This is a genomic window from Alkalilimnicola ehrlichii MLHE-1 (assembly GCF_000014785.1).
Taxonomy (GTDB): Bacteria; Pseudomonadota; Gammaproteobacteria; order Nitrococcales; family Halorhodospiraceae; genus Alkalilimnicola; species Alkalilimnicola ehrlichii.
Genome location: NC_008340.1, coordinates 73,378 through 100,148, shown reverse-complemented (window position 1 = coordinate 100,148; position 26,771 = coordinate 73,378). Strand labels below are relative to the sequence as shown.

The window sequence follows — 26,771 nt, the reverse complement described above, 5'->3', positions numbered from 1 at the left end:
CTCAGACCAGGGCGAAGAGCAGCACCGCCACCACGACGATGGCGGTGACCCCCGCCCACACCGCCATAATCCGGCGCGAGCGGCGGGTGCTGGCGTGGTAGGTGTAACGGAAGCGCTCGGAGCGGATGTGCTCCAGCGGCACCTGCTCGGCCTCCAGGCTGTTCTCCACCGAGTCGATCATGGCCGGCGGCCCGCAGATGTAGTGCACCCAGTCCGCCGCGCCCCGCTCCGGCAGGCAGTGGTGCAGCACCTCACGGGTCACCGGCCCCCGCAGCACCTTCGGGTCATCGACGGGCTCATCCCCCGGTTCGTCCACCACCAGGAAGACCTGCAGGTCCATCGCCTCCTCGGCCGCCGCCAGCTCCTCGCGGAACAACGCCTCTTCCAGCCGGCGCACGCCGTAGACCAGGCGTACCGGGCGCTGCTCGCCCTGCGCCCGCAACTCGCGCAGTAGGGACATGATCGGTGCGATGCCCACACCACCGGCGATCAGCATGATCCCTGCCGCCGGCCGGTCATCCAGCACGAAGTGGCCGTGTGGCCCGTCCAGGTAGGCGCGTTGACCGGGCTGCAGTTCCCCCACGGTGTTGGTGAAATCGCCGGCCTCCTTGATGGTGAACACCACCTCGGGCAGGGCCGCCGGGCTGGAGGCAATGGAGAAGGGGTGCTCCTTGAGGGTGTAGGGGTGCCCGGCGACCTTCAGCCAGGCGAACTGACCGGCGTGGAACCGGAACTGACGCGCCTGGCTGTCCGCCTCGGGCTCCACGGTGACATCCCAGTAGCCCGGGCCGCTTTGCTCCACCGCCTTGATCCGCCAGGCCGCGCGCGCCTGGCGCCGCGGGACCAGCCAGTAGGCATGCACCAGTGTGAACAGGGCGGCGGCCACCGCCAACACCCAGAAGGCGGCCAGCAGCCCCTGGCCACTGTACACCCCGGCCTCCAGGGTATGGTGGAGGCCAAACACCGCTACCACGGCGGCCCCCACCCCATGGACCAACCGCCAGCGTTCGTAGCCCAGCCCGATCATGTCGCGGGCGATAGCCAACAGCACGACCGTACCCAGCACCAGCCAGGCGATCACCCCGGTCAGCCCCTCGGCCAGCCCGGAGGAGGGGGCCGGGACCACCACGCCCGGCGCCTGGGTGGCGGCCGGGATAAGGGCGTAGAGGTAGGGGTGGATCAGCAGCAACACCAACACCGTGTGCCCCATCAACTGATGGAAACGCAGGGTGACGTCGATGCCGATGGGTGCAGTGACCCCGCGGAAGCGGCCGGAGAGGATGAACTCCGCCAGCAACAAGGCGAAGCCGGCCATGGCCAGACCGTTGCCCAGCTTGTGCCAGAAGTGGAGCCCGACCCCGGCGCCCGTGTCGGCGAGCAGCAGGGGCAGCAGCGCGAACAGGGTGTAGAGCCCGAGCAGGGCGGGGATCAGATAGGGCGGGGCCTGGGTGGCGGATCGGTGCGATGCAGCGGCATCCCGAGACATGGAGCGCTCCTGAGCAATCGGGTTGAGTCCTGGTGTCGGGGCGACCAACCTGCACACTGCGGCCTCCCCTCAGGTTTGAGGGTAGTCAGTTAACCGCCTTCGGGAAAGGCGGCGCGGCCAATACCTGCCATACGACAAGTGGTGCTGCCCCGGTATTGTGGGGGCCACAACGACACCCCCGTCATCGCCAGGGCCAACCCCTTTCCCCAGCCATCGCCGGGGCCGACGACTTTACCCTCGTCATCGCGAGGGCCGAAGGCCCGTGGCGATCCAGCGCGGTAGACTGCCACGTCGGCTTCGCCTCCTCGCAGTGACAGTGGGGGCGGGTCCCCGCTCGCCGTGACGGTGGGGTTGGGGCCGCGCTCGCATTGACGAGGGGGTTGGGGCCGCGCTCGCCGTGACGAGGGGGCGAACCCTCGGCTCACAGCGGCGTGGGGCCGTGGCGGCACGTACCCTTCACCCCGTCATCGCGAGGCGCGCAGCGCCGCGGCGATCCAGGGCGGAGGACTGCCACGTCGGCTTCGCCTCCTCGCAGTGACGGTGGGGGCGACCTGCCGCTTCCGGCACAGTCAAGTTCTTCAAGAGGGCCGAAGGCCCGTGGCGATCCAGAGCGGTAGACTGCCACGTCGCTTCGCTCCTCGCAGTGACGTGGGGGCGGGCCCTCGCTTCGCAGTGACGTGGGGCGGGCCCTCGCCTCGTAGCAACTTGGAGCCGTGGCGGCGCGTGCCCTTGGCCCCGTCATCGCGAGGCGCGCAGCGCCGCGGCGATCCAGGGCGGTGGACTGCCGCGTCGGCTTCGCCTCCTCGCAGTGACGATGGGGTGGCCGCGCTCGCAGTAAAGGTTGGGGTGGGCTGCACTCGCACTGACGGTGGGATGGGCTGCACTCGCACTGACGGTGGGATGGGCTGTGCTCGCACTGACGAGGTTATTCAGCGTCTCCCTAACGGGCGTATGGTGAGTGGGGCCAAGAGGAGGGGAAAGAAGATGGAGCGGGTGATGGGAATCGAACCCACGTTCTCAGCTTGGGAAGCTGATGTTCTACCATTGAACTACACCCGCTTGAGAAGACTCATGTTATCCAGTCCGCCCGCTTCTGGCAAGGCCCCGGCCTGCGGTTTGGACCGGTCGTGCGGGTCAGCGGATGCGGATAAATTCGCCGTCCTGGTAACGGACCAGATAGGGGTCATCGCCCACGTCGCAAAGCCCATAACGGAAGGGCGTGCGCAGGCCTGGCAGGTGGAAGCGCAGGTCCTGGAAGGCGACGCAGTCGTCGCGCACGCGGTACACCGCCGGCAGCCCGGCAAAGCGCCTGAAGTCCGCGAACGCCGGGTCCGACCACGCCGCCTCGGCCTGTCGAAACTCGTCACCCTCGCCAAACCGCGGGAAATAGCGCCACTCCTGCTCGTCCAGCGGCCGGTAGGCCTCCCAGAGATCCCGCAGGGCACCGGGCAGAGGCGGTGCCGGCGGCGTGGGGCCGCGCTGGCGCAGGTTGAGGTAGCTGAGGTAATGCCCCCGGTCCAGGGTGACCGAGACCTTCCAGTTGAAGGGCGAGAAGGGTTGCGGCCAGGCTCGCACCTCGGCCTGCTCCAGGCCCTGTGCCTCCACATAGCGCTGCCCCTGATCCAGGGCCTGGCGCATCATCACTGCCTGGAAGGCAACCAGCGCCGCCACCACCAACAGGGTCACCCGGGCCATCGGAATCGGGCGCCAGTAGAGCGACAGGATCAGCCCCCCCAGCAGCAGGCCGGAGAACCAGGGGTCGATAATGAACGTGGTGTTCCAGGCGAAGCCGTGGCTGGAGAAGGGGGCCAGCAACTGGGTGCCGTAGCTGGTGATGAGATCGCCAAGGATGTGCACCAGCAGGGCCACCGCCGCCGCCGCGTACCAGGCCCGCCAGCCATAACGGCCACCACCGAGCCGGGGCGCCACCCGGGCAAAGACCACCGCGAGCAGCGCAGCCCAGAGGGGCAGCAACAGCAAGGAGTGGGTGACCCCGCGGTGCAGGTTGAGGTAGACCAGCGGGTCCAGCACCCGGAGCAGGAAGTCGATGTCCGGGGAGGCCCCGGCGACAAAGCCGGCCCAGGTGCGCTCCCTCAGGCTGGGCGCGGCCGCCCTGCGGCTGGCCGGCAGGGCCCGGGCGGCCACGGCGCCGCTGATGGCGTGAGTCAGAGTATCCATGCAAGGGGCAGGCCTATGCGGTAACAGCCGCTATATTAACCGGCCTCTTCCCCGGGGTCATCCCTCACCGGGCCCGGCGGGGCCAGACGGGGCGCCACCCCCGCAGGCCGGGCCAGCCCCGGGACCGGAGGCAGCGCGTGGCGCACGGCCCGCAGCCGCTCCAACCCCTGCTGCAGAAAGCGCCGCGTCGGCGCCAGGGTGGGGTCCCGGTCGCGGAGCCAACGCACCACCGTGGACAGGAACAACGTGGTCAGCGCTGTCTCTTCCAGCGCCCGCTCCAGATGCACGCCGGAGCGGTCCGCCGCCTCGCGCCACCACTGCACCGTACGGCTGACCCGCAGCAACAGCGGGAATTGCACGTGGATATGGCCGAACTCCATCTTGTGCGCCAGCATCCCTTGCACCACCGAGCGGTCGCACTGCAGGTCCTCGAACCAGGCCATGAGCAGGCGGTGCAGGCGCGTGACCGACGGCAGATCGGCAAAACCCGGGGTGTCCATCACCGCCAGCATCGCCCGATCGGCACGGTCCAGCCGGGCATCGATCAGTTCATCCTTCTCGCGGAAATGCCGCTGCACGGCCCGCAGCCCCACGCCCAGGCGGCGGGCCACCGGGGCCAGACGCATGGCCTCCCATCCGGTCTCGCGGGCCTCAGCCAGGGCGGCGTCCAGGATGTCGTCGCCGCTGATACGGGGTTCGGCGGTCATGGGCTCCCTCGTCGTGGATGAGCAGGCCCGCCGGCGGTCAGCTCAGGAACAACCGGTAGGCCGGGTTGTCGGTCTCCTCTGCATAGCGATAGCCCAGTTTGTCCAGGTATTCCACACAGCGGCCGCGCTCGGCCTCCGGCACCTGCATGCCCACCAGCACCTTGCCGTAGGCGGCCCCGTGGTTGCGGTAGTGGAACAGCGAGATGTTCCAGCGCCGACCCATCCGCGAGAGGAACTTGAGCAGCGCCCCGGGCCGTTCCGGGAACTCGAAGCGGTAAAGGATCTCGTTCTCCACCCCGCCACCACGGCCGCCCACCATGTGGCGGACGTGCACCTTGGCCATCTCATCCTCGGTCAGGTCCAGCACCGGGTAGCCGGCCTCCTCCAGCTCCTCGCGCAGCAGCTCCCGTTCCTCATCGCCCCTGCTGAGCTGGATGCCGGCATAGACGTGGGCCTGGGTCGGGTCCGCGTAGCGGTAGTTGAACTCGGTGATACCGCGTTTGCCGATGGCCTCGCAGAACTGTTTGAAGCTCCCCGGCCGCTCTGGGATAGTGACCGCGAAGACCGCCTCACGGTGCTCACCCAGCTCGGCACGCTCGGCCACATGGCCCAGGCGCGAGAAGTTCATGTTGGCGCCGCAGTTCACCGCCACCAGGGTCTTGTCGCGGATACCGGTGCGCTCCACGTATTTCTTCAAGCCCGCCACCCCCAGCGCCCCGGCCGGCTCCATGATCGAGCGGGTGTCATCGAAGATGTCCTTGATCGCCGCGCAAATCTCATCATCCGAGACCAGCACCACGTCATCCACATACTGGCGCAACAGCGGCCAGTTGGTCTTGCCCACCTGACGCACCGCCACCCCGTCGGCGAACAGCCCCACCTGCTCCAGCTTCACCCGCCGGCCCACCTCCAGGCTGCGGGCCAGGGTAGGGGCGGTGTCCGGCTCCACGGCGATGATACGGATATCGGGGCGCAACTGCTTGATATACACCCCGATACCGGCGGCCAGGCCCCCGCCACCCACGGCGATGAAGATGGCGTGGATGTCCCGCGGGTGCTGGTGCAGGATCTCCATGCCCACCGTGCCCTGGCCGGCGATCACGTCCGGGTCGTCGTAGGGGTGGATGTAGGTCAACCCCCGCTCCTCGACCAGCTTGTTAGCATGCTGTGAGGCCTCGTCGTAGGAGTCGCCGTGCAGCACCACCCGGCCGCCCAGCCGCTTGACCGCGTTCACCTTGATGTCCGGCGTGGTGCGCGGCATGACGATGGTGGCCTTGATACCCAGCTTCTTCGCCGACAGCGCCACACCCTGGGCGTGGTTGCCGGCCGAGGCACAGATCACGCCCTTCTGGCGCGCCTCCTCGGAAAGGCGGTTGATCTTGTTGTAGGCCCCACGCAGTTTGAAGGAAAAGACCGGCTGCAGGTCCTCTCGCTTCATCAGCACCCGGTTGCCCAGGCGCTCGGAGAGGGTGGCACCGTCGTCCAGCGGGGTCTGTATGGCCACGTCGTAGACACAGGCGGTGAGGATGCGCTCCAGATAGGATCGGCTCATGAGGGATTGACTTTCGCTGTCGGGATGGGCTTGGTATTCGCTATCATGTACAGCATGACATCGTAACGCACTAAGGGAGTGAATGATGAGCGCTGACCAGGGCAAGCGCATGGCGGCCGAGGCGGCCATGGAGTACGTGGAAGAGAACACCGTGATCGGGGTGGGCACCGGCTCCACCGTCAATTTCTTTATCGACGCCCTGGCCGACATGAAGGCCCGCATCGACGGCACCGTGTCCAGCTCCGAGGCGAGCACCGCCCGGCTACGCCAGTACGGCATCCCGGTGCTGGACCTCAACGAGGTGGGCACCATGCCCATTTACGTGGACGGCGCCGATGAATCCAACCGCTTCCTGCAGCTGATCAAGGGCGGCGGTGGCGCGCTCACCCGCGAGAAGATCGTGGCCGCGGCCGCCGAACGCTTCGTCTGCGTGGCGGACGAGTCCAAGCTGGTGGACGTGCTGGGCGAGTTCCCGCTGCCGGTGGAGGTCATCCCCATGGCCCGCAGCTACGTCGCCCGTGAGCTGGTCAAACTGGGCGGCCGGCCGCAACTGCGCTCCGGTTTCACCACCGACAACGGCAACGTCATCCTGGACGTGCGCGGCCTCAAGATCATGGAGCCGATCAAGCTCGAGCAGCAGATCAACAACATCCCCGGCGTGGTCACCAACGGGCTGTTCGCCCTGCGCCCCGCCGACGTCCTGCTGCTCGGCACCGCCGAGGGCGTGCGCAAACTCACCGCGGAGTAACCACAGCCCGGAGAGGATGGACATCGGCCGTCTGCTGCTGACTATCGGCATCGTCCTGGTCGTCGCCGGCCTGCTCTGGCCCTGGCTGAGCAAACTCGGCCTGGGCCGGCTGCCCGGCGACATCCACATCCAGCGCGAGGGCTTCCAGTTCTACTTCCCGCTGACCACCTCCATACTGGTCAGCCTCGTGCTGACGGTGATCCTTTGGCTGATCTTCCGGCGCTGACGGGCCATCGCGGCTGATCGTCTCCCGACAAATGGGCAGGTGGGCGAACCCATCCAGGTTACGAGGCCCTTCATCCGCCCCGCCGCCCTGCTGGTCCGGGCCTTCCGTTCAGGGGTGTAGGCAGCAGGGATGCTGCCTACAAGCCCCCAGGGACGGGTTCACGGCGTCCCCTGAACGGAAGGCCCGGACCAGCAGGGCGGCCCGAAACGAAGCCACCCATTCCGCCACCAGAAAACTCAGCACCAGCCAAGACAAACCAGCACAAAAACCCAGGACCCAACCACCATGACCGACACCACCATCAATAACGCCGACAAGGTCGCCCCCACCCTGGTCGCCCGCGTCCTCAACGAAGCCCTGCCCTACATCCGCCGTTTCAGCGGCAAGACCATCGTCGTCAAATTCGGCGGCAACGCCATGGTCGACGACGCCCTCAAGCAGAGCTTCGCCCGCGACATCGTTCTGATGAAGCTCGTCGGCTTCAACCCGGTCGTCGTCCACGGCGGCGGCCCCCAGATCGGCAAACTACTGGAGCGTATCGGCAAACACACCGAGTTCGTCCAGGGCATGCGGGTCACCGACGCCGAGACCATGGACGTGGTCGAAATGGTCCTCGGCGGGCTGGTTAATAAGGAGATCGTCAACCTCATCAACAGCCAGGGCGGCCGCGCCGTCGGGCTCACCGGCAAGGACGGCGGCATGATCCGGGCCCGCCGCCTGCGACTCTCCCACCAGGACGCCGCCGAACAGCCCCCCGAGATCATCGACATCGGCCACGTGGGCGAGGTCGAGCACATCGACCCCTCAGTGGTCGACATGCTCGACCACGGCGCCTTCATCCCCGTCATCGCCCCCATCGGCGTCGGCGAGGACGGGCTCTCCTACAACATCAACGCCGACCTGGTGGCCGGCAAGATCGCCGAAGTGTTGGAGGCGGAAAAGCTCATGCTGCTCACCAACACCCCCGGTGTCCTCAGCAAGCAGGGGGAACTGCTCACCGGGCTCAACCCGGCACGGGTGGACGCCCTGATCCAGGACGGCACCATCGCCGGCGGCATGCTGCCCAAGATCCGCTGTGCCCTCGATGCCGTCGCCGGCGGCGTCAACGCCGCCCACATCATCGACGGCCGGGTGGAGCACGCCTGCCTGCTGGAGCTGTTCACCGACGCCGGCGTGGGCACCCTGATCCAGCGACGCTGATGCAGTACCCCACAGCGGCCGCGACTGCTACCCTTAACCACGGGCGACAAAAGAGCGAACCAACGCCCGCCGGTCAGGGCTACCCACGCACCCCATTTCGTGGCAAGCTTTGCGGCCAAGAAAAAGTATTATTCGCACTGATTTGACCACCAGTGGTGAGGAATCCACGTGAGCAAGACTCAGGACCAGACCTTCGTAAACACCTTCATCGGAATCATCATCCTGCTGGCGCTGATTGCGCTGGCGCTGGCCGGCCTCTCCCAGTACACCGGCGGCACCCTCGGCCACGTGGCCGAGCAGCGCGCCGAGCATGAGCGCGAGCGGGTGCTTCAGGCCATCGCCCCGGTGGGCCAGGTCGCCATCGCCGGGCGGGACGAGGCCCCGGACGTGGTCGAGGACGACGTCGACCCCGAGGTCGCCGAGGTGGAAGAACCCGCCGAACCGGAGGAGCGCCCCGCCTTCGACGCCGAGGTGGCGCAACAGATCAACCAGGCCGCCTGCATGGCCTGCCACGCCACCGGCGTGGCCGGCTCTCCGGTGACGGGCGAGGAGGGCGAGTGGGCCCCCCGCTTCGAGGAGCGCGGCCTGGACGGCCTGGTCAACAACGTCATCAGCGGCATGGGCGCCATGCCCCCGCGCGGCGGCGCCGACGCCGACGACACCGAGCTGCGCTGGGTGGTGATCTGGATGCTGGAAGAGGCCGGGCTGGCCGTGGACTACTAAGGTCCGCTGCTAAGGGCCCGGCCTCAGGGCCCGACCGCACCGCGACCGGGCTCCAGGCCCCGGCGCAGGGCCAGCGCCTCGGTCAGGTGCGGGGAGTGGATCGCGTCCGCACCCTCCAGATCGGCAATGGTGCGCGCCAGCCGCAACACCCGGTGGTAGGCCCGAGCGGACAACCCCAGCTGCTCCATGGCCCGGGCCAGCAACCGGGCGTCCGTCGGCGCCAGCCGGCAATGGGCCTCCAGGGCCCGCCCCTGGAGGTGCGCATTCTCCACGCCCGCCCGGGCCTGTTGCCGGGCCCGGGCCGCCGTCACCCGAGCCCGCACCACCTCACTGTCCTCCCCCGTCGCCCCGTCGACCTGTAATTCGGTCGCGCTCAACCGGGGCACCGCCACCTGCATGTCCAGCCGGTCCATCAGTGGGCCGGAGAGCCGGCCGCGATACCGCTGGACCTGCTCCGGGGTGCAGCGGCAACGCCCGGCCGGGTCCCCCAGGTGGCCGCAGGGGCAGGGGTTCATGGCCGCTATGAGCTGGAACCGGGCCGGGTAACTGACCCGGGCCGAGGCCCGGGAGATATGCACCTCGCCGGTCTCCAGCGGCTCACGCAGGGCCTCCAACGCGCCGCGACTGAACTCCGGCAGCTCGTCCAGGAACAGGATGCCGCGGTGAGCCAACGAGGCCTCGCCGGGCCCGGGCTTGCGCCCGCCGCCGATCAACGCCGCCTGTGAGGCGCTGTGGTGCGGCTGGCGGAAGGGCCGGCGGGCCCATTGCTCGGGACGAAACCCCGCATGGCTGACCGAGGCCACCGCCGCCGCCTCCAGGGCCTCGGCCTCGGTCATGGCGGGCAGAATCCCCGGCAGGCGCGCCGCCAGCATGCTCTTGCCGGTACCCGGCGGGCCGCACAGCAGGAGGGCGTGGCCGCCGGCGGCGGCGATCTCCAGCGCCCGTCGGGCGCCGGCCTGGCCGCGCACGTCGGCCAGGTCCGCCACCGGCGCCCCGGCCGGCTCCGACGCCCGGGCACACGCCGGCGCCAGACAGGCCTCACCGCCCAGGTGCCGACAGACATCCAGGAGATGCCCCGCGGTCAGGGCGTTGCGGTGGACCAACGCCACCTCGCCCCCGCAGGCCTCGGGCACCACCAGCCCCCGCCCGGCCTTGCGCGCCTGCACCGCCAGCGGCAGCAGCCCGGGGATGGCCCGCAGGCGGCCGCTGAGGGCCAGTTCGCCGGCGAACTCCCAGTCGCCCAGAGGGGCGTTTAGCTGTTCAGAGGCGCGGAGGATGCCCAGGGCGATGGGCAGATCGTAACGACCGCCGCCCTTGGGCAGGTCGGCGGGGGCGAGATTCACCGTGATGCGGCCGGCAGGGAACTCAAAGCCCGCCATGGTGAGCGCCGAGCGCACCCGCTCGCGCGCCTCGCGCACGGCGGTCTCCGGCAGCCCGACGATGGCCAGTGCCGGCAGCCCGGGCCCGATGTGTACCTCCACGGTGACCTCCGGGGCGGCCAGCCCCAGCGAGGCCCGGGTATGAACCACAGCCAATGACATCCCTGTCCACCTCCTTGTGATGCAACCCCGCCCGGTTCCGCTGGGCGGAGTGTCTGTGAGCGCTTAGGCCTTCTTGTCCTGGCCCTGCGTGTCCTGCGGCTTCTCCCCGGCCGGAGCGGCGGCGTCGCCACCCCCAGCGGCGGCGGCCTCCAGGGCCTCCACCCGCTGGGTCAGTTCCTCCAATTGGGCGCGGGTGCGCGCCAGCACGCGGGCCTGGGCATCGAACTCCTCACGGGTCACCAGATCCAGCCGGGAGAACCCGGCCTGCAGGCTGGCCCGCACGTTCTGCTCCACTTCCCGCTGAAACTGCTGCACGCCCTCGGGCAGGTTGGCGGTGAACTTCCTGGCCATTTCATCAAGGGTCTTCGGGTCCAGCATGGCGATCTCTCCCGGGTGGCTTCCCATCTTTGGTGCGTCGCACCGATTTGGTGCGCCGGCGCGGGGCGATCCCCCGCGTGGTGCATTGCAGTATGGCGCAGGCCGCCGGACAGGCGCAACAACGGCCTGTTTTCCCGCGTATTAAGGGTTTTGGCACGCCCCGTGCAGCACCTCCGGCCGAACGCCATCAGGCGTTTCGACCTCAAGCGGGTTTTGGCAAGGACTGTTAGAGGACCAACCCAATGAAACTGGTAACTGCAATCATCAAGCCTTTCAAGCTCGATGACGTGCGCGAGGCCCTCTCGGAGATCGGGGTGCAAGGCATCACCGTCACCGAGGTCAAGGGATTCGGCCGTCAGAAGGGGCACACCGAGCTCTACCGCGGCGCCGAGTACGTGGTGGATTTCCTCCCCAAGATGAAGATCGAGGTGGCGCTGGCCGACGACCTGGTCGATCGGGCCTGCGAGGCCGTGGCCAAGGCGGCCAACAGCGGCAAGATCGGCGACGGCAAGATCTTCGTCTTCCCTCTGGAGCAGGCCATTCGCATCCGCACCGGCGAAACCGGTTCGGACGCGCTGTAGGGCCGTCCATTCACCACTGATCCCTACAGCAATCGACACAAGGGTCATCGGGAGTCAAAGCAATGGAAGAGATACGCGAAATCTCATACGCCCTGGATACCTTCTACTTCCTGGTATCCGGCGCGCTGGTCATGTGGATGGCCGCCGGCTTTACCATGCTGGAGGCGGGGCTGGTCCGTTCCAAGAACACCACGGAAATCCTCACCAAGAACATCTCGCTCTACGCCATCGCCTGCATCATGTACATGGTGGTGGGCTACAACATCATGTACGGCGACGGCCTGAGTTCGGTCATCCCATCCATCAGCTTCATCCTGGGCGCGTCCGACAACAGCGCCGCGGCGGTGGCGGCCGGTGAGGCCTCCTACTACTCCGACGTCTCGGACTTCTTCTTCCAGGTGGTGTTTGTGGCCACGGCCATGTCCATTATTTCGGGGGCGGTGGCCGAACGCATGAAGCTCTGGTCCTTCCTGCTCTTCGCGGTGGTGCTGACCGGCTTCGTCTACCCCATCCAGGGCTACTGGAGCTGGGGCGAGGGCTTCCTCGACCAGCTGGGCTACGCCGACTACGCCGGCTCGGGCATCGTGCACATGTTCGGTGCCTCCGCCGCCCTGGCCGCGGTGCTGGTGCTGGGCCCGCGTAAGGGCAAGTACGGCCCCAACGGCGAGGTGCGGCCCATCCCGGGCGCCAACATGCCGCTGGCCACGCTGGGTGTGTTCATCCTCTGGCTGGGCTGGTTCGGCTTCAACGGCGGCTCCGAGCTCAAGGTCTCCGACGTGGACTCCGCCAACGCGGTGGCCCTGGTCTTCGCCAACACCAACCTGGCCGCGGCCGGCGGCGTGGTGGCGGCGCTGGTCACCGCCCGCCTGATGTTCGGCAAGGCCGACCTGACCATGGCCCTGAACGGCGCCATTGCCGGTCTGGTCTCCATCACCGCCGGCCCGGATGCGCCGAGTCTGCTGCTGGCGACCTTCATCGGTGCCGTGGGTGGCGTGCTGGTGGTGCTCTCCATCGTTGGCCTGGACAAGCTCAAGATCGACGACCCCGTCGGGGCGATCTCCGCCCACGGCACGGCCGGCATCTGGGGCGTCATGGCCGTCCTGCTCTGGATGGACGACGCCAGCTTCTTCGCCCAGATCGCGGGCATCCTGACCATCTTCGCCTGGACCTTCGGCGTGAGCCTGGTGCTCTGGCTGATCCTCAAGGCGGTCATGGGGATCCGCGTGACCGAGGAAGAGGAGCAGCAGGGCCTGGACATCACCGAGTGCGGTATCGAGGCCTACCCGGACTTTGTCCAGCAGAGCAAGACGTAACGCCAGGCAACTTCTCCTTCAGCGGTGGCTTTTGCGGGCGCTCCGGCGCCCGCTTTTTTCGGGGCCGCCCGGCGGCGTTATTACCCCGTTATTGGCCGGTTTGCGCCGGGGTGAAGCCCCCCTGAGAATGCCCCCATCGTGGCGCCCGCACCGGTGGCACTGCCACCCGCCGCCGCGATGGAATACCTACCCTTTCAGCGTTGTGTTGGGCGGGTCGGCTCAGCCGGCCCGCCTTTTTTTCGGGCCTGCCCATCGCTCCGCTGACGCCCAGGCGGCCCCCCCGCCTCGGTGAGCCGTCCCAGTAATGCCAGTGCATCGGCGCAATGCTGCTCCGCCTCGGGGAGCATGCCCAGAGCCAGGGCATGCTCCCCGGCCATCAGCCAGTGCTCCACCGCCTCCTCCGGACGCCCCGCCTCACGCAGGTGCTCGGCCAGTACCTCGTGGTCCGGGGCGTCCAGCCCGAGCGCGGCGTCCTCCTCCAGCAACTGCGCGAGGCGACCGTGCAGCGCCCGGCGCTCGGTGGCCAACAGGGCCTCGTAGGCGGCCTGATGGAACAGGGCGTGCCGGAACCGCAGGCGGCTGCCGTCACGCTCGACGAAACCCTGGGCCATCAACCGCTTCACCTGGGTCTGCACCTGGTCCAGGTTGCTGCCGGTGAGGCGGGCCAGCAGGCGGCTGTCGAACTCCCGGCCGATGACGGCAGCAGCGTGGGCCAGCTCGCGACAGGGTCCCAGGCTCTCCAACCGCGCGACCAACAGGTCGGACAACCCCGGCGGCAGGGCCGCCCCGGGCTCGCCGCCCCGGTGCCGCTGCAGGGCGTGCAGGGTCAGCTCCTCCAGGAACAGCGGGACACCCTCGCCGCGTGCGCTGATCGCGCGCCGGGTGGCCTCCGGCAGCACGCCATCGCCGTCCAGGGCGCGGATCAGCCGCTGGCTGTCCGGCCCGGAGAGGCCGCTCAGGCGCAACTCCCCAGGCGCGGTATGTAGCCACTCGGCGCGGAAGCTCATGCGGCCGGTGAGGATCAGCAGCACCGGGTGCCGCGCCAGGCGGCGCTGAATGCGGCGAAACAGTTCGGCGGTACCGGAGTCGATCCAATGGGCGTCATCACAGACGATAAGCACCGGCCCGCGCCGGGTCTCACCGGCCAGTACCTGGACCAGGCTGTCCAGCACCCGGTCGCGATCACTGCCCTGGCGGATCAGACCGCGGTCGCCGGTGTCGGTCAGCCAGGCCGCCAGACGGCGGGCGGCGGCGCCATGATCCAAATGGGGGCGCAGCCGCGCCTGCAGTAGCCGCCGCCGGGCGCGGGCCCGGCGCTGGTCCGGCCGGGGACCGATCCAGCCGGCCAGGGCCTGGCGCAGCGGCATCAGCAACTGTCGCTTGAGGCGCTGGCGGCAGGGCAGCATCAGCACCAGCGCCGCCTCCTCCCGGACCTCTTCCGCCAGGCCGCGGGCCAGGCGGCTTTTCCCCAGCCCGGCCTCACTGCGGATCACCAGGCTGGTGCAACGGCCATCTGCGGCCTGACGCCAGGCGCGGCGCAGCCGGGCCAGCGGCTCGGCCCGCCCGATCAGCGGGACCGCTGCCCGCGCCAGCCGGGCCTCGACCCGGTCGGCATGACCGGGGTTGTTGACCAGCCGTGGTGCCGACGTCCCACCGCCGGCGAAACGGAAGCGCCCCTGGAAACGGTCGCGAATCCCCGGCGAGACCGCTACCGTGCCCGGGGCAGTGCGCTCCGCCAGGCTCAGCGCGCGGGCGGTGAGCAGACCGGCCGGATCCGGCACCTCCGGCTCACTGCCGGTGATGATCACGTCGGAGTCCACGGCGATCCGCGGGCGCACCCCAGCGGGCCCGCTCTGCAACGCCTCCCAGGCCGCGCGCAGGGCATCCAGGGTGGCCTCCTCGCGTCCGCTGGGATAACCGAAATAGCCCAGCAGGCAGGCCCAGGGCAGGCGGACGATGTGGCCCCGGTGCTCGAACAACGCGCTCTCCACCCGGGTGACCCCCTGCTGCACGGCAGCGGTCAGGGTCTCCACATCGGTCTGCCCGGCAGTGCGCGGGGGCGGGCGGAGGTCACAGACCACCAAGGCCACGCGCCGGCGCTCAGGGCGCAGACGGACGTCCTCCACCGAGGCCTGGGCAGCGGGGGCCAGGCGCTCGCGCAGCTCGCTATAGAGCCGGCGCAGGGTCGGTCCGGGCCGGGTGTCCAGCTCGCGCCGCAGCAATGCCTCGAAGGCCAGGAAATGGTCGAGGGCGCGGGTGGGCTGGCGGCCGGCGGCCAGCCCCCGCATCATCAGCCGGTGCAATACCTCATCGAAGGGTTCCAGGTCCAGAAAGCGTTGCAGCTCCCGCAGGATCCGCTCGTTGTCCTCCGGGCTCGGCCGCTCCTCCAGGCACTGCTCCAGGAGGGTGAGCGCCGCACGCCAGAAACGCTGCCGGTTTTGGGTCAGCCAGTCCTCCAGCCCGGTGGCCTCCGGGGACACACCGAGGTCGACCAGAAAGTGCCCCTGGTAGGCGTTCAGCTCCGTAAGCAACTGCGCGGGGTCGAGTCGCTGCCGCGCCGCCGATGGCCGGACGCAGGCCTCCAGCCTTAGACCGTCCACCCACACCCCGGCCTCCGGCCGCAATCTCACCTGGCGCGCGTCCGCCTGCAGCAGGTCTGCCGCCGCCCCGCCCAGTTGCCGGCGCAGTTGGAACAGCGCTTGGCGCAGGTTGGCCCGGCCGGCGTCGGCCGCCTGGTCCGGCCAGAAGCGCCCGGCCAGTTCCAGGCGGGGCACGCGGCGCGGCCGCTCAACGGCCAGATAGACCAGGAGCAGCCCGATCTTGGTATGGCACAGCCCCGGCAATGCCTCGCCATCAAGCCGGGCCTCGGTCCTGCCCAGCGTCCGCAGTTCCAGCCTCACAACGCTCCCCCAAGCCGGCAGGTGGATTCCGCCTGCCATAGACCACAAACGGCGTCGCGCCGACCTCGCGAAAGGTGGATCACACCGACGGCGGGACCATCGCCACACCGTACCCTGTATAGTGCCGGGTAGTTCCAGTAACGAAAACCCGATAGGCCGCCGCCGACGATGACACCCTCCCCGCTGCTGCACGCCGAGGCCCTGGATTTCGGTCTCCTCGCTCCCTTGGACCTGCGCCTCGACGGCGGCGAGTGCGTGGCGCTCTGGGGCCCATCCGGCAGCGGCAAGACCCGCCTGCTTCGGGCCCTGGCTGACCTCGACCCGCACCGGGGCGCGGTCTCCCTTGCCGGCCGCCCCCGTGACCACTACGCCGGCCACGACTGGCGCCGGCACGTAGCCCTGCTGCCGGCGGAGGCCCCCTGGTGGCTGGAGACCGTGGGCGAACACCTGGCCGCGGAGGTCCCCGCCGCGGACCTGGCCGCACTGGGCTTCGAGCCGGAGGTGCTGGACTGGCAGGTCCAGCGCCTGTCCACCGGTGAGAAGCAGCGACTGGCCCTGGTGCGGCTGCTACACCCCCGCGGCGTGGCGGGGACGCCGGCGCCGCTGGACGGCGCACCCCCGCCGCCCTGGGTGCTGTTACTGGACGAGCCCACCGCCAACCTGGACACCCGGAACACCGAACGGGTGGAACGCTACCTGGCCGACCAGCGCCGTGCCGGCCGCGGGCTGCTCTGGGTCAGCCACGACCCGGCGCAACGCGCCCGGGTGGCCGACCGGGGTTACACCCTGCGCCACGGCCGCTTGGAGGAGGTGCGATGACCGGCGAGCTGATCCATCTCACCCCCTGGGACCTCGCCATCGCGGGTGTACTGGTGGTGCTGCTGGCCGCACTCAGTCACTGGACCCGGCTGGGCGTGGCCAAACCGCTGCTGGTGGCCGCGCTGCGCACGGTGGTGCAACTGGCCCTGGTAGGCCTGGTGCTGCAGGCCCTGTTCGCCCATGCCACCCTCTACTGGGTGGTGCTGATGAGCGTGGTCATGCTGGCGGTGGCCGGGCGCGAGGTGATGGCAAGGCAGAAGCGGCGCATGGCCGGCTGGTGGGGATACGGCCTGGGCACCGCGGCCATGTTCGTCTCGTCGTTCGTGACCATGCTGCTGGCACTGACGGTGATCGTGCAGCCGACCCCGATCTGGCAGCCGCAGTACGCCATCCCCATCCTGGGCATGATCCTCGGTAACACCATGACTGGCATCGCCCTGTCGCTGGACCGGCTCAACGACAGCGCCTGGCAGCAGCGGCCGGTGATCGAGGCGCGGCTGATGCTGGGCGAGCCCTGGTGGTCGGCGATCGAGGAGATCCGCCGCGACAGCATGCGCTCAGGGATGATCCCGATGATCAATGCCATGGCCGCCGCCGGCCTCGTCAGCCTGCCGGGGATGATGACCGGTCAGATCCTCGCCGGGGCGCCGCCCATGGAGGCGGTGAAATACCAGATCCTGATCATGTTCCTGATCACCGTCGGCACCGGGTTCGGGACCCTGCTGGCGGTGTGGTTCGGCGCCCGGCGGTTGTTCGATGAGCGCGAGCGCCTGCGCCTGGACCGGCTGAAGCCGGGGCGGGGCTGAGCCCCGGGCTCAGCGGAGGGCTCAGCGGGCGCGGCGCACCACCAGGGTGCCAGCAATGAAGTCGTGCAGGCCCTGCTTGCGGCGGGTGAAGGCCACCATGAGGTAGCCGATCAGCAGCAGCATGGCCGACAGGATCTCGGCGAGATAACGGCCGGTGGCGCGGGCGAAGGAGATGCGCCCGCCCTGGTAATCCACCACATACATACCGAGCACCATCTTGCCCACGGTGGCCTGGTAGACCGAGCTGTGCATCCCCGCGGCGTACAGCCACCAGACCAGGATATTCACCAGCGACCAGGTCAGCTCGGCCCGGGCCATGGCCTCCGGGTCGCCGGTCGGCGCGGGCATGAACAGGTGCTGCAGCACGGCCAGGGGGATGCCCAGCAGCAGGCCGTCGACGATGGCCGCCAGCACCCGGCGCCAGAAGCCGCCGTAACCGGCCGTGGCGACGGGCATATCGCTGAAGCGCCCCGTCTCCCGCGCCACCATACGCAACTCCTCCGGGTCCAGCGGTGCGCCGCACTTCACGCAGAAACGCGCCTCCCGGGGATTCTCCTGGCCACACTGGCTGCAATGCATTATTGCGCCCTTCCTTTCCGCTCGCTCTGGATCAGTCCTGCGGTGACCGGCTGCACTGGTGCTGCTGGATCCACCGGCTCAAGGCCCGGGCCGGTAGCGGCCGGCTGAAGTGGTAGCCCTGCACGCGATCGCAGCGGGCACGACGCAGCAGCGGGAGGTGTTCGGCACTCTCCACGCCCTCCGCAACCACCTGCAGGCCCAGACCGTGGCCCATGGCGATCACCGTCTGCGCCAGGGTACGGTCATGCTCGTCCCTGACCATATCACGGACAAAGGACTTGTCGATCTTCAGCGTGTCGATGGGGAAGCGCTTCAGGTAGCTGAGGCTGGAGTAGCCGGTGCCGAAATCGTCCAGCGACAGCCCCACCCCCATGGCCTTGAGTTCGCGCAGCCGGGTCTCGGTGTTGGCGCTGCCGTGCATCAGCACGCTCTCGGTGATCTCCAGCACCAGGGCGTCGGGCGCCAGGGCCTGCGCCTCCAACGCCTGGCGCACCGCCTGGGGCAGCTCGTCGCGCCAGAACTGCTCGCCGGAGACATTCACCGAGACGGTCATCCCGGTCAGCCCCAGCCGGCGCCAGCGCGCCGCCTGGGCACAGGCCTCGCGCAGCACCCAAGTCCCAATGGGGCGGATCAGACCGGTCTCCTCGGCGAGCGGGATGAAGCGGTCGGGGGGGATCAGACCGGCCTCCGGGTGGTGCCAGCGCAGCAGGGCCTCGGCGCCGCAGACCGTGAGGCGCTCGGTGTCGAGCACCGGCTGGTAGTAGAGCTCGAACTCCCCGCGCAGGAGCGCCTCACGCAGGTCGTTCTCCAGGTGCAGGCGCTCAGCGGCGGCCGCAGTCATGCCCGGCTCATGGAACTGATAGTGGTTACTGCCGTGGGCCTTGACGTAGTGCAGGGCGGTGTCCGCGGCGCTGATCAGGGCCTCACGGCGGGTGCCGTCGCGCGGGTGAACCGCCACCCCGACGCTGCAGGTGACCACCAGCGGGCGCTCGGTGATCTCATAGGGCCGGGAGATCCCCTCCACCAGCTGGCGGGCAATGCCGGCCGTCTGACGGTGGCTCAGCCCGGGCGCCAGAATGGCGAACTCATCACCGCCGATGCGGCAGAGGGTCGCCTGCGGACCGGCCAAGTCGCGGAGCCGATCCGCCACTTCCTCCAGCAGGCGGTCGCCGCTCTCGTGGCCCAGGGTGTCGTTGATGTTCTTGAACCGGTCCAGGTCCAGGAAAAAAAGGGCGAAGGGGCGGCCACCGCGGGCATTGCGCAGCATGCGCTCCAGCTCCTCTTCCAGCAGGCGCCGGTTACCCAGGCCGGTAAGGGTATCGTAGTGGGCCAGGTAGTCGATGTGCTGCTCGGCCGCCTTGTGTGAGGTGATGTCGCTGGCGATCCCGATATAGTGGGTGACCTCGTCGTTGTCGTTGGTCACCGCGCTCACCGATAACAGGCTGGGGTAGGTTTCGCCATCCGCCCGCCGGTTCCACAGCTCCCCCTGCCAGTGGCCCCGACTCTTCAGCGCCTCCCACATCTCACGGTAGAAGCGCGGCCCCTGGTGGCCCGACTGAAGTAGGCGGGGCGTGCGGCCCACCAATTCCTCCTCGCGGTAGCCGCTGATGGCCTCGAAGGCCGGGTTCACCTGCAGGATGCGCGTCTGCGCGTCGGTGATGATGATGGCATCGCGACTGCCCTCGAAGACCTGGTCGATCAACTGGAGCTGTTCCTCCGCCTGGTGGCGCGCCAGCTCGGTACCGGCACGGGCGGCAAAGAGGGCGATCACCGCCCGCTCGGTGGCCGAGATCTCGCGCGGCTGGTCGTGCATCAGCGCCAACAGGCCGGTGATGGTGCCGTCGGCCCGCCGGATGGGGACGCCGAAATAGCTCTCCACCGCCATCTCCCGGAGGAGTTCGTCCTCCGGGAAGTCACGGCAGACATCGTTGGCGTAATGGCAGGGCTCATCGGACAGCACCCGGGCACAGGGTGTTCCGGCCAGGGGGTAGGTCACGTTCGGCCGGATCGCGCCGTCGGCGTACAGGGCCCGGGTATGGACCCGCGTGGGCGGGTGCCCGGGCAGCTCGCCGAGCAGGACGTAACGCATGTCCAAAGCCTCGGCCAGGTGCCGCACCAGGGTTCGGAAGAAATCATCGCCGGTGACCCGGGCGGTGAGGTGGGAGAGCGTGCGCAGCAGCCGATCGGCCCGCGCCCGGTGGGTAATGTCCTGCCAGACACCCACCGCCATCGCCGGCCGGCCGTCCCGCGCCGGCATTAACCGCAGGCGGTCATGCACCCAACGATAGCTGCCGTCGCGGTGGCGGACCCGGTACTCGTGGTCCACCAGCCCCTCGGGCAGGTGGCGGGCCGACTGGGCCAACACCCGCTCACGATCGTCCGGGTGCAGGCATTGCCGCCAAAACTGCGGGTCGGCCATCCAGTCCGCCACCGGGTAGCCAAGCAACTCCTCGATGTGCGCGCTGATGTAAACCGGCCGCAACGACTGCCCGTCACGGGTCAGGGCATAGGTGACGGCGGGGCTAGCCTCCAGGACCCGGTGCAGATCATCGAATGCAGGATTGGGGCTGTCCACGGGTGAGGATCGGGTCGGACCGGTCGCCAAAGGGAGGTCTTACTATAACAAGAGTTATAGTGCGACAAGCAACGTCGCGTTACCACAGGTCCGTCGCCCGGCCCCTACTGATCGGTGAGCAGGCCTTTGCAGAACTCCGGCGCCGCCAGTGCCGCCCGGTGGATATCGGCGTTGTAGTACAGGGTGGCAAAGGCCTTGGCGCGCGCGTCCGACTCTCGGAAGGCCGCCGGATGCGGGCCCTTGCTGGCCAGGGTCGCCGACCACCAGCCGGACGGGTAGCTGACCACCGGGTAGGGCAGGGTAACCACCGGCGCGAAGCCACTGCCGCGCATGTGGCCGTGGAGGCGCTCGAGGATGGTGTCCCGGTGCAGGATGGGCGACTCGCTCTGCTGCACCATCAGGCCCTGGTCGCCCAGCACCCGATACACCTGGCCCAGGAAGCCCGGGCCGAAGAGCCCCTCCGCCACCCCCACCGGGTCGGTGCTGTCGACAATGACCACGTCCAGGCTGCCCGCCGGCTGGTCCTGGATCCAGGCCACACCGTCATCGAACAGCAGGGTGGCGCGCGGGTCGTCGTTGGCCTCGGTGAGCTCCGGGAAGTAGCGCTCGGCGGCCCGGGTGACCCCGGCGTCGATATCCACCTGCACCACCGACTCGATGCCCGGGTGCTTCAGCACCTCGCGCAGCATGCCGCAGTCACCCCCGCCGATGATCGCCACCCGGCGCGGGTCCGGGTGGGTGAACAGCGCCGGGTGGCTCATCATCTCGTGGTAGACGAAGTTGTCGCGGCTGGTGAGCATCACGCAGCCGTCGATCACCAGCAGCCGGCCCCAGGCCTCGGTCTCGTAGACCTCGATGTGCTGGAAGGCGGTGCGCTCCTCGTGCAGCTTCTCACGCACCCGCAGGGAGAAGGCCATACCCTCCTCCTCCAGGACCTCGGTGAACCAGTTGTCGTCACGCCTCATCACGCCACTCCGCGCGCTGTTTCCGGGGGCGGCAATGATACCACCGGGTGGTACCATATGGCGCCCGCGCCGAGGCCCACGAGGCCGGGTGCCCCAACGGTTTGGCAGGAACAGGCACTATGAGCGATTGGAGCATCGGGCTGGCCCGCCAGGTCTGGAGCGTGCAGCACTGGAGCGGCGGCTATTTCGACATCAGCGACGAGGGCCGGGTGGTGGCTCGGCCCGACCGCGACCCCGCCCGCGCGCCGCTGGACCTGGCCGGGATCGCCGCCGAGGCCCGCCACCAGGGTCTGGGACTGCCGGTACTGGTGCGCTTCCTCGATATCCTCCACGACCGGGTGGACAGCCTCTGCCAGGCCTTTCGGCAGGCCATGGTCGAGGACGGCTACCGGGGCGGCTACCGCGCCGTCTATCCGATCAAGGTCAACCAGCAGCGCCGGGTGGTGGAGGAGATCATCCGCCACGGCAACGGCCGGGTGGGTCTGGAAGCGGGCAGCAAGCCGGAGCTGATGGCGGTGCTCGCGCTCACCCCGCCCGGGGGCACGGTGGTCTGCAACGGCTACAAGGACCGCGAGTACGTGCGCCTGGCGCTGCGCGGCCGGCAGTTGGGCCTGCAGGTCCACCTGGTGATTGAGAAGGCCTCGGAGCTGGAGCTGGTGCTGGAGGAGGCCGCCGCCCTGGGCGTCACCCCCAGCCTGGGGATGCGGGTGCGGCTGGCCACCATCGGTGCCGGCAAGTGGCAGAACACCGGCGGCGAGAAGTCGAAATTCGGCCTCACCGCCGCCCAGGCGCTGGCGGTGGTGGACCGGCTGCGGGCCGCCGGCTGTCTTGACTGGCTGCGGCTGCTGCACTTCCACCTGGGCTCGCAGATCCCCAACATCCGCGATATCCGCCGCGGCATGCGCGAGGCCGCCCGCTACTACGCCGAGCTGCGCGCCCTGGGCGCCCCGGTGGAGACCGTGGACGTGGGCGGCGGGTTGGGGGTGGACTACGAGGGCAGCCGCTCGCGCAGCTTCTGCTCCATGAACTACACCGTGGCCGAATACGCCCACAACGTGGTGCATGCCCTGTGGCAGGTGTGCGAGGACGAGGGCCTGCCGCACCCGGACATCATCACCGAGTCCGGCCGCGCCATGACCGCCCACCACGCGGTGCTGATCACCGATGTAATCGACGGCGACCGGGTGCCGGGTGGCGCCGATCTACTCGCCCCGGCCGACGCCGCCCCGCGGGTGCTGCACGAGCTCTGGACCGTCTGGACCGGGCTGGACCGGCGCCATCCGCTGGAGGCCTATCACGACGCCGCCCACGGCCTGGCCGAGGCGCAGGAGCTGTACGCCCACGGGGTGCTGAACCTGACCGACCGGGCCCGCGCCGAGCGGATCTGGCAGGCCGTCTGCCACGCCCTGCTGCAGCGGCTCGACCCCCGCCGGCGGCCGCACCGCGAGCTCCTGGACGAGCTGAACGAGAAGCTGGCGGACAAGCTCTTCTGCAACTTCTCGCTGTTCCAGTCCATGCCCGACGTCTGGGCCATCGACCAGATCTTCCCGGTGCTGCCGCTGCAGCGCCTGGACGAGCCGCCGGCCAGCCGGGCCGTGCTCCAGGACCTGACCTGCGATTCCGACGGCTGTATCCGCGGCTATGTGGACCGCGACGGGGTGGAGAGCACCCTGCCACTGCCGCCCTGGCGGCCGGGCGAGCCCTACCTGCTGGGGATCTTCCTGGTCGGGGCCTACCAGGAGATCCTGGGCGATATGCACAACCTGTTTGGCGACACCCACTCGGTCAACGTGCGCCTGACCGGGGAAGGCTACGCGCTGAGCGGTGCCGCCCACGGCGACACCATCACCGACGTGCTGCGCTACGTGGACTTCGATGCTGAGGTGCTGCGGGGGATCTACCGCGAGCGGGTCGTGGCCGCGGCCGGCCTGGACGCGACGGCGCGGGCGCAGTGTCTGGCGGACCTGGAGGCGGGGCTGAGGGGCTACACCTACCTGGACACCTGACCGGCGCCCGGTGGCGGTTTAACCGGGCCAGTTAACGGGGCCAGGCGGCCAGCAGCAGCAGACCGCCGGCACCGCCCAGCACCCAGGTCATGAAGGGGGCGTCGCCGAGCATGGCCGGGGCATAGCCGTCCAGCCCCAGCAGCACGAAGGCACTGATGATCAGCGCTGCGCCGCTGATGGTGGCGAAGCTGCGCGCACTGCCCAGCCGGATCTCCCGGCGCAGCTGCGAGAGCTGCCGGTTCTGGGCCTCCACCTCGGAGCGCAGGGCCTCCACCTCGTTGAGGGTCTTGATCACCCGCATGGGCAGGTCCGGCAGCTCCTCACCCAGGCGCGGCAACTGGCGGCGGAACTTGGCGAGGACGGAGCGCGGCCCCACCTGTTCGTCCATCCAGCGCTGCAGATGGGGCTTGGCGGTCTTCCACAGGTCCAGCTCCGGGTAGAGGTCGCGGCCCAGCCCCTCGATGTTGAGCAGGGTCTTCTGCAACAGCACCAGTTGCGGCTGCACCTCCATGTTGAAGCGCCGGCCGGTCTGGAACAGCCGCAGCAGCAGTGCGCCGAAGGAGATCTCGTGCAGCGGGCGCTCGAAGATCGGCTCGCAGACGGTGCGGATGGCGGCCTCGAACTCATCCACCCGGGTATCCGGCGGCACCCAGCCCGACTCCACGTGCAGCTCCGCCACCCGGCGGTAGTCGCGGTTGAAGAAGGCCAGGAAGTTCTCCGCCAGATAGCGGTGGTCGGTGGGGTTGAGAGTGCCCATGATGCCGAAATCCACCGCCAGGTAGCGGGGGTCGTCCGGCCGGTCCGGGTCGACGAAGATGTTGCCCGGGTGCATGTCTGCGTGGAAGAAGCTGTCGCGGAAGACCTGGGTGAAGAAGATCTCCACCCCCCGCTCGGCCAGCGCCTGCATGTCCACGCCACGGGCACGCAGGGTCTCCACGTCGCTGATGTGGATGCCCTGGATGCGCTCCATGACCATGACGTCGCGCCGGGTCAGCGGCCAGTCCACCTCAGGCACGTAGAGCAGGGCGGAGCCCTCGAAGTTGCGCCGTAGCTGCGAGGCGTTGGCCGCCTCGCGCATCAGGTCCAGTTCGTCGTAGAGGTTCTTCTCGAACTCGCGCACCACGTCCATGGGGTGCAGCCGCTTGCCCTCACTCCAGTAGCGCTCGGCCAGGCCGGCCACCGTGTACATCAGATCCAGGTCGCGGCGGATCACCCGGGGGATGCCCGGGCGCACCACCTTCACCACCACATCGCGGCCATCCCGCAGCCGACCCAGGTGCACCTGGGCGATGGAGGCAGAGGCCAGTGGCACCTCGTCAAAGTGCTCGAAGTACTCGTCCAGGCTATGCCCATAGGCCCGCTCGACGATGGCCCGGGCCTCGCTGCCCGGAAAGGGCGGCACCCGATCCTGCAGCCGGGCCAGCTCCTCGGAGATATCCGGCGGCAGCAGATCGCGACGGGTGGAGAGGATCTGTCCGAACTTGACGAAGATCGGCCCCAGGTCCTCCAGGGCGCCACGAATGCGCTGACCCCGCGGGATATGCCGGCGGCGCAGCCAGCGCCAGGGCATGAACCAGCCGAGAAAGCGCAGCGGCCGGAACAGGTGGGTGGCCAGGATGACCTCGTCCAGGCCGTGGCGCAGCAGGACCCAGTTGATGTAAATGAGGCGGGGCAGGCGACCGAGACGGATCATACCCCGCCCCCCGCGGACCCTTGGCCGTGGCGGCGCTCCAGCCGGGCGATGCGGGCGGCCAGCCGGTCGGCGTCCTGGCGCAGCACGCTGACCTCCTCGACAAAGCCGCGCACCTCGGCCCGGGGCGGCAGCAGCCGGCCCTCCTCGGTGAGGTACTCGCCCAGGTTGAGCCGGGCCGATTCCAGCACCTCGCCCCCCCACTGGCCAAGCCCGCGGAGCAGGCGGCCCACCTCGTGGGCGGGGATGTCCCCCACCACCCGGGCCAACTGGGCCTCCCAGTCCACCTCCAGCCCGGAGAAGAAGTCGCGCACCGCCTGCACGGTGTGGACATCGCCGCGGAACTCGAACCCCTCCGCGCCCTCGCCGCGGCGCCGGGCCAGGGCCAGCAGGGCGCCGGGGGTGGTGCGGATGTGGGCCTGGGCGCCGCCGTCGTCCTCCTCCCGCAGCGGGGTGACGGTGACACCGGTGGCGGTGAAACTCAGCAGCAGCCGGCCGCCGTCCACCAGCTCCACCGAGACCTGCCGGCCCGCCAGCGGGCGCAGGCGCAGTGGGGTGTCCGGGTCCAGCGCCAGGACGGTGTCCAGCAGGCGCTGCAGAGTGGTGCAGACGAGATCCCAGGCGGTCATGTCAGTAGCGGAAACCCCGGTGGATGGCGACCACACCGGCCGACAGGTTGAGGTAGTCACAATCCTCGAAGCCGGCCTCGGCCATCATCGCGGCCAATTGCTCCTGCGGCGGGTGCATGCGGATGGATTCGGCCAGATAGCGGTAGCTCTCGGCGTCGTTGGCGACCAGCCGCCCCATCAGCGGCAGCACCCGGAACGAGTAAAGATCGTACACCGGGCGCAGCGGCGGGATATAGACTCGCGAGAACTCCAGCACAGTCGCCCAGCCGCCCGGCTTGAGCACCCGGTACATCTCGCGCAGGGCGGTGTCCTTGTGGGTGACGTTGCGCAGCCCGAAGGCGATGGTGACGCGATCGAAGTACTGGTCGGGGAAGGGCAGCGCCTCGGCGTTGCAGAGGGCGTAGCGGACATTGTCCACCCGGCCGGCGTCAATCATGCGGTCGCGACCGCGGGCGAGCATGGCCTCGTTGATGTCGGTCATGACCACCTGGCCCTCCGGCCCGACCCGCTTGGACAGCGCCAGTGTCAAATCGCCGGTACCGGCGGCCAGGTCGAGGATGCGGTGGCCACGCCGGGGTTGCACCCGGTTGATGGCCTGGTGCTTCCAGAGCCGGTGCAGGCCCGCCGACATCAAGTCGTTCATCAGGTCGTAGCGGTCGGCCACCGAGCGGAAGACCTGGCCGACCCGCCGGGCCTTCTCCTGCACCGGCACCTGCTGATAGCCGAAATCAATGGTGCCGTCCCGCTTCGAACGCGTGTCTCCGGACCTGTCGTTCATGGGCTAGTGCCTCCCGCTGTCGGCCGGCTCGTGCCGGGTGTAGCCCGCCTCGGCGAGGCGCTCCAGGTAACGCTGCCAATAGGCCTCCTGGTTGCGGCCCAGATCGTAGAGCAGCTCCCAGGTGTAGAGCCCGGTGGCATGGCCATCGTCGAAGCGCAGCCGCACCGCGTAACTGCCCACCGGCTCGATCTCGGTGATGTTCACCGCCTCCTTGCCGGTCTGCAGCACGGCCTGGCCGGGCCCGTGGCCCTGCACCTCGGCGGAGGGGCTGTGCACCCGCAGATACTCGCAGGGCAGGTGAAAGACCTCGTCGTCGAACTGCACCTCCAGGACGCGCGAGGCCTTGTGCAGGCGGATGTTGCTGGGGACTTTCATAGCTCTGCTCCAACCG

The 26,771-nt window shown here is 69.2% G+C and carries 23 protein-coding genes and 1 tRNA gene; 9 read left to right on the top strand and 15 right to left on the bottom strand.

The genetic code is table 11. The features are described 5' to 3' along the window. Position 1 precedes the first annotated feature (1 nt). From MLG_RS00460 to ilvA, 5 genes are all read right to left on the bottom strand, one after another. Positions 2–1,486 (bottom strand): ferredoxin reductase family protein, encoded by a 1,485-nt coding sequence (locus MLG_RS00460; RefSeq protein WP_011627843.1) that lies wholly within the window; start codon positions 1,484–1,486, stop codon positions 2–4. Between the two features lie 985 nt (positions 1,487–2,471). After that, positions 2,472–2,545 (bottom strand) — tRNA-Gly (locus tag MLG_RS00455). A 75-nt stretch (positions 2,546–2,620) separates the two neighbouring features. Continuing rightward, positions 2,621–3,664, bottom strand: a complete 1,044-nt coding sequence (locus MLG_RS00450; protein ID WP_011627842.1) for a metal-dependent hydrolase — start codon at positions 3,662–3,664, stop codon at positions 2,621–2,623. A 35-nt stretch (positions 3,665–3,699) separates the two neighbouring features. Further along, a complete protein-coding gene (locus MLG_RS00445) occupies positions 3,700–4,371 on the bottom strand; it encodes a TetR/AcrR family transcriptional regulator (protein ID WP_011627841.1) in 672 nt (223 codons plus the stop codon). 37 nt (positions 4,372–4,408) lie between these two features. Continuing rightward, positions 4,409–6,034 carry a threonine ammonia-lyase, biosynthetic gene (gene ilvA / locus MLG_RS00440; protein ID WP_269490060.1) on the bottom strand — a complete coding sequence of 542 codons (1,626 nt, stop codon included), beginning with the start codon at positions 6,032–6,034 and terminating at the stop codon, positions 4,409–4,411. On the opposite strand from ilvA, the gene rpiA reads away from it, so the two are divergent. From rpiA to MLG_RS00420, 4 genes are all read left to right on the top strand, one after another. After that, positions 6,009–6,671 (top strand): ribose-5-phosphate isomerase RpiA, encoded by a 663-nt coding sequence (rpiA, locus tag MLG_RS00435; protein ID WP_041717846.1) that lies wholly within the window; start codon positions 6,009–6,011, stop codon positions 6,669–6,671. The two genes, ilvA and rpiA, sit on opposite strands and share 26 nt — an antisense overlap. 16 nt (positions 6,672–6,687) lie before the next feature. After that, on the top strand, positions 6,688–6,897 hold the full coding sequence (locus MLG_RS00430) for a DUF2905 domain-containing protein (RefSeq protein WP_011627838.1): 210 nt from the start codon (positions 6,688–6,690) through the stop codon (positions 6,895–6,897). Positions 6,898–7,182: 285 nt separating this feature from the next. After that, positions 7,183–8,097, top strand: coding sequence for an acetylglutamate kinase (gene argB, locus MLG_RS00425; protein WP_011627837.1), 915 nt, complete (start codon positions 7,183–7,185; stop codon positions 8,095–8,097). A gap of 168 nt (positions 8,098–8,265) precedes the next feature. Then, entirely contained in the window at positions 8,266–8,820 is a 555-nt protein-coding gene (locus MLG_RS00420; protein WP_011627836.1) for a c-type cytochrome, read from the top strand. 23 nt (positions 8,821–8,843) lie between these two features. Here MLG_RS00420 and MLG_RS00415 read toward each other — a convergent pair whose 3' ends face one another. Then, positions 8,844–10,361 (bottom strand): YifB family Mg chelatase-like AAA ATPase, encoded by a 1,518-nt coding sequence (locus MLG_RS00415; protein WP_011627835.1) that lies wholly within the window; start codon positions 10,359–10,361, stop codon positions 8,844–8,846. A gap of 63 nt (positions 10,362–10,424) precedes the next feature. Then, positions 10,425–10,739, bottom strand: a complete 315-nt coding sequence (gene ubiK / locus MLG_RS00410; RefSeq protein WP_011627834.1) for a ubiquinone biosynthesis accessory factor UbiK — start codon at positions 10,737–10,739, stop codon at positions 10,425–10,427. Between the two features lie 242 nt (positions 10,740–10,981). On the opposite strand from ubiK, the gene glnK reads away from it, so the two are divergent. Both glnK and MLG_RS00400 read left to right on the top strand, forming a co-directional pair. Continuing rightward, positions 10,982–11,320 (top strand): P-II family nitrogen regulator, encoded by a 339-nt coding sequence (glnK, locus tag MLG_RS00405; RefSeq protein ID WP_011627833.1) that lies wholly within the window; start codon positions 10,982–10,984, stop codon positions 11,318–11,320. 62 nt (positions 11,321–11,382) lie between these two features. Beyond that, positions 11,383–12,633, top strand: coding sequence for an ammonium transporter (locus tag MLG_RS00400; RefSeq protein WP_011627832.1), 1,251 nt, complete (start codon positions 11,383–11,385; stop codon positions 12,631–12,633). A gap of 194 nt (positions 12,634–12,827) precedes the next feature. Here the strand turns inward: MLG_RS00400 and MLG_RS00395 are convergent, their stop codons facing one another. Then, positions 12,828–15,533, bottom strand: a complete 2,706-nt coding sequence (locus MLG_RS00395; protein ID WP_049753491.1) for an AAA family ATPase — start codon at positions 15,531–15,533, stop codon at positions 12,828–12,830. A 168-nt stretch (positions 15,534–15,701) separates the two neighbouring features. On the opposite strand from MLG_RS00395, the gene MLG_RS00390 reads away from it, so the two are divergent. Together MLG_RS00390 and MLG_RS00385 are read left to right on the top strand one after the other, a co-directional pair. Then, positions 15,702–16,352: an ABC transporter ATP-binding protein gene (locus tag MLG_RS00390; RefSeq protein ID WP_011627830.1), complete on the top strand. Its 651-nt coding sequence runs from the start codon at positions 15,702–15,704 to the stop codon at positions 16,350–16,352. Beyond that, the gene (locus MLG_RS00385; protein ID WP_011627829.1) at positions 16,349–17,158 is read left to right on the top strand and encodes an ABC transporter permease; all 810 of its coding nucleotides are present in this window, start codon (positions 16,349–16,351) and stop codon (positions 17,156–17,158) included. The genes MLG_RS00390 and MLG_RS00385 overlap by 4 nt, the downstream gene beginning before the upstream one ends. Positions 17,159–17,179: 21 nt before the next feature. On the opposite strand, the gene MLG_RS00380 is transcribed toward MLG_RS00385, so the two are convergent. The 3 genes from MLG_RS00380 to speE all read right to left on the bottom strand — a co-directional run bounded on the left by MLG_RS00380 (position 17,180) and on the right by speE (position 21,277). Next, positions 17,180–17,737 (bottom strand): RDD family protein, encoded by a 558-nt coding sequence (locus MLG_RS00380; protein ID WP_011627828.1) that lies wholly within the window; start codon positions 17,735–17,737, stop codon positions 17,180–17,182. Between the two features lie 31 nt (positions 17,738–17,768). Then, positions 17,769–20,312 carry a bifunctional diguanylate cyclase/phosphodiesterase gene (locus tag MLG_RS00375; protein ID WP_049753490.1) on the bottom strand — a complete coding sequence of 848 codons (2,544 nt, stop codon included), beginning with the start codon at positions 20,310–20,312 and terminating at the stop codon, positions 17,769–17,771. 104 nt (positions 20,313–20,416) lie between these two features. Further along, positions 20,417–21,277, bottom strand: coding sequence for a polyamine aminopropyltransferase (gene speE, locus MLG_RS00370; protein ID WP_011627826.1), 861 nt, complete (start codon positions 21,275–21,277; stop codon positions 20,417–20,419). Positions 21,278–21,396: 119 nt separating this feature from the next. Here speE and speA point away from each other — a divergent pair, with 119 nt between their 5' ends. Continuing rightward, positions 21,397–23,283, top strand: a complete 1,887-nt coding sequence (speA, locus tag MLG_RS00365) for a biosynthetic arginine decarboxylase (protein WP_011627825.1) — start codon at positions 21,397–21,399, stop codon at positions 23,281–23,283. Positions 23,284–23,314: 31 nt separating this feature from the next. Here speA and ubiB read toward each other — a convergent pair whose 3' ends face one another. Genes ubiB through MLG_RS00345 form a run of 4 tightly spaced genes read right to left on the bottom strand, consistent with a single transcriptional unit; the run spans position 23,315 to position 26,755 of the window. Then, the gene (ubiB, locus tag MLG_RS00360; protein WP_011627824.1) at positions 23,315–24,976 is read right to left on the bottom strand and encodes a ubiquinone biosynthesis regulatory protein kinase UbiB; all 1,662 of its coding nucleotides are present in this window, start codon (positions 24,974–24,976) and stop codon (positions 23,315–23,317) included. After that, on the bottom strand, positions 24,973–25,602 hold the full coding sequence (locus MLG_RS14605) for a ubiquinone biosynthesis accessory factor UbiJ (RefSeq protein WP_011627823.1): 630 nt from the start codon (positions 25,600–25,602) through the stop codon (positions 24,973–24,975). Before MLG_RS14605 ends, ubiB begins: the two co-directional genes overlap by 4 nt. A 1-nt stretch (position 25,603) precedes the next feature. After that, a complete protein-coding gene (ubiE, locus tag MLG_RS00350; protein WP_011627822.1) occupies positions 25,604–26,380 on the bottom strand; it encodes a bifunctional demethylmenaquinone methyltransferase/2-methoxy-6-polyprenyl-1,4-benzoquinol methylase UbiE in 777 nt (258 codons plus the stop codon). A gap of 3 nt (positions 26,381–26,383) precedes the next feature. Beyond that, positions 26,384–26,755 carry a gamma-butyrobetaine hydroxylase-like domain-containing protein gene (locus MLG_RS00345; RefSeq protein WP_011627821.1) on the bottom strand — a complete coding sequence of 124 codons (372 nt, stop codon included), beginning with the start codon at positions 26,753–26,755 and terminating at the stop codon, positions 26,384–26,386. Positions 26,756–26,771: the final 16 nt, after the last annotated feature.

What these genes read in the sequence shown, in the direction of transcription:
- MLG_RS00460 (WP_011627843.1), bottom strand. Translation starts at nt 1,486, where the DNA reads ATGTCTCGGGATGCCGCTGCATCGCACCGATCCGCCACCCAGGCCCCG.
- MLG_RS00450 (WP_011627842.1), bottom strand. Translation starts at nt 3,664, where the DNA reads ATGGATACTCTGACTCACGCCATCAGCGGCGCCGTGGCCGCCCGGGCC.
- MLG_RS00445 (WP_011627841.1), bottom strand. Translation starts at nt 4,371, where the DNA reads ATGACCGCCGAACCCCGTATCAGCGGCGACGACATCCTGGACGCCGCC.
- rpiA (WP_041717846.1), top strand. Translation starts at nt 6,009, where the DNA reads ATGAGCGCTGACCAGGGCAAGCGCATGGCGGCCGAGGCGGCCATGGAG.
- ilvA (WP_269490060.1), bottom strand. Translation starts at nt 6,034, where the DNA reads ATGCGCTTGCCCTGGTCAGCGCTCATCATTCACTCCCTTAGTGCGTTA.
- MLG_RS00430 (WP_011627838.1), top strand. Translation starts at nt 6,688, where the DNA reads ATGGACATCGGCCGTCTGCTGCTGACTATCGGCATCGTCCTGGTCGTC.
- argB (WP_011627837.1), top strand. Translation starts at nt 7,183, where the DNA reads ATGACCGACACCACCATCAATAACGCCGACAAGGTCGCCCCCACCCTG.
- MLG_RS00415 (WP_011627835.1), bottom strand. Translation starts at nt 10,361, where the DNA reads ATGTCATTGGCTGTGGTTCATACCCGGGCCTCGCTGGGGCTGGCCGCC.
- ubiK (WP_011627834.1), bottom strand. Translation starts at nt 10,739, where the DNA reads ATGCTGGACCCGAAGACCCTTGATGAAATGGCCAGGAAGTTCACCGCC.
- glnK (WP_011627833.1), top strand. Translation starts at nt 10,982, where the DNA reads ATGAAACTGGTAACTGCAATCATCAAGCCTTTCAAGCTCGATGACGTG.
- MLG_RS00400 (WP_011627832.1), top strand. Translation starts at nt 11,383, where the DNA reads ATGGAAGAGATACGCGAAATCTCATACGCCCTGGATACCTTCTACTTC.
- MLG_RS00390 (WP_011627830.1), top strand. Translation starts at nt 15,702, where the DNA reads ATGACACCCTCCCCGCTGCTGCACGCCGAGGCCCTGGATTTCGGTCTC.
- MLG_RS00385 (WP_011627829.1), top strand. Translation starts at nt 16,349, where the DNA reads ATGACCGGCGAGCTGATCCATCTCACCCCCTGGGACCTCGCCATCGCG.
- MLG_RS00380 (WP_011627828.1), bottom strand. Translation starts at nt 17,737, where the DNA reads ATGCATTGCAGCCAGTGTGGCCAGGAGAATCCCCGGGAGGCGCGTTTC.
- speE (WP_011627826.1), bottom strand. Translation starts at nt 21,277, where the DNA reads ATGAGGCGTGACGACAACTGGTTCACCGAGGTCCTGGAGGAGGAGGGT.
- speA (WP_011627825.1), top strand. Translation starts at nt 21,397, where the DNA reads ATGAGCGATTGGAGCATCGGGCTGGCCCGCCAGGTCTGGAGCGTGCAG.
- ubiB (WP_011627824.1), bottom strand. Translation starts at nt 24,976, where the DNA reads ATGATCCGTCTCGGTCGCCTGCCCCGCCTCATTTACATCAACTGGGTC.
- MLG_RS14605 (WP_011627823.1), bottom strand. Translation starts at nt 25,602, where the DNA reads ATGACCGCCTGGGATCTCGTCTGCACCACTCTGCAGCGCCTGCTGGAC.
- ubiE (WP_011627822.1), bottom strand. Translation starts at nt 26,380, where the DNA reads ATGAACGACAGGTCCGGAGACACGCGTTCGAAGCGGGACGGCACCATT.
- MLG_RS00345 (WP_011627821.1), bottom strand. Translation starts at nt 26,755, where the DNA reads ATGAAAGTCCCCAGCAACATCCGCCTGCACAAGGCCTCGCGCGTCCTG.